The organism is Pseudomonas sp. AC463 (assembly GCF_979253585.1).
Genome location: NZ_CEEDDZ010001038.1, coordinates 1 through 244 on the forward strand (window position 1 = coordinate 1; position 244 = coordinate 244).

The 244-nt window shown below is 64.8% G+C and carries 1 protein-coding gene; it reads right to left on the reverse strand.

Annotated elements, in window-relative coordinates:
• Window positions 1–244, reverse strand: a 244-nt coding sequence (locus tag AC0IYH_RS33410) for a tRNA-dihydrouridine synthase (protein ID WP_471838720.1), incomplete at both ends; no start/stop codon positions are given.

A 244-nucleotide genomic window follows, 5' to 3' on the forward strand; every position in this document is an offset into this window, starting at 1 on the left:
GTCCTCGATCGAGTTGATGTCGCCGTTCGCGATGACCGGGATGGACACCGCCTGCTTGACGCTCGCGATGAAGCGCCAGTCGGCCTGCCCCTTGTACATCTGGTTGCGGGTGCGACCGTGGACCGTAATCATCTTCGCGCCGAGATCCTCGGCGATGCGGGCGAGTTCGGGCGCGTTGAGGCTGTCGTGGCACCAACCCATGCGCATCTTCAGCGTCACCGGGGCGGAGACTGCCTTCACGACC